The sequence below is a fragment of the Salinimicrobium oceani genome (genome assembly GCF_012037645.1).
The window spans coordinates 1-1,073 of sequence record NZ_JAAVJR010000037.1 but is presented as its reverse complement, the minus strand read 5'-3'; the positions used below and the strand labels follow the sequence as shown (position 1 = coordinate 1,073).

General features: G+C 40.3%; 1 protein-coding gene. It reads right to left on the bottom strand.

What is annotated here, in order from left to right; all coding sequences use genetic code 11:
- Window positions 1–884: aminopeptidase P N-terminal domain-containing protein (locus HC175_RS15185; protein ID WP_168139326.1), on the bottom strand; the 884-nt coding region annotated here is incomplete at its 3' end.
- Window positions 885–1,073 lie beyond the last annotated feature (189 nt).

Below are 1,073 nucleotides of genomic sequence, written 5' to 3'. Positions count from 1 at the left end.
GCATTGTAGACCTCTTTTTGGCGTTTAGTAAATTTCCCCGAAACAGGAATAGTTCGGGAAAGATCACTGGCATAATTGGCATATTCGGCACCGGTGTCAAGTAAAATTAGCTCTCCCTCTTTACATTGCTTATTGTTCTCAATATAGTGGAGCACATTGGCATTGCTTCCGCTGGCGATAATAGGGGTGTAGGCAAAACCTTTAGAACGGTTCCTTATCATCTCGTGATAGTATTCTGCTTCGATCTCATACTCCCAAACTCCGGGTTTAACAAATTTTAGAGCCCTGCGGAAAGCTTTTTCAGTAATATCACAGGCAGTCTGCATCAAGTCGAGCTCGATGCGATCCTTAACAGAACGCAACCGCTGAAGGATAGGATTGCTCTTCGCTACTTTGTGCGCCGGAAACTTCTCTTTGCACCATTTGATGAAGCGGTCTTCTCTGGTTTCGGTCTCCACATTCGCACGATAGTGTTCGTTGGTGTTGAAGTAAACAGTTTCGCACTGAGTCATGACTTCAAAGAAAACTTTTTCGAAATCCTTCAGCCAAAACACATTTTTGATACCCGAGGTTTCAAAAGCTTTTTCCTTGGTTAATTTTTCACCTTCCCAAACAGCGATGTGATCATTTGTTTCAGTCAAAAACAGCATTTCCCGGTACTTTTCTGAAGGTGCATCGGGGAATAATACGAGGATACTTTTATCCTGATCTACCCCACTAAGGTAAAAAAGGTCTCTCGCTTGCTGAAAGGGCATGGTACTATCGGCACCAATAGGATATATGTCATTGGAATTAAAAACAGCCAGGCTATTAGATTCCATTTTTTCGGTAAAATTCTTCCGATTTTTAATGAAAAGTTTTCGGTCTATAGGGTGATATTTCATGAGTGTATTTTTGAGTGTGCCACAAATTTAAAAAATTATAGGGGAGGAAACCGGAAATCCTGCTGAAAATCTAATGGTTTCAAGCTAAAGCTGCGGGTTCTTTAATAAGAGGATTTCCTCTTGAGACACTCTTTTTAAATCCATTCTAAATAACAGGTAATAAAAGTATTAATCTTTGGTAATGACTGG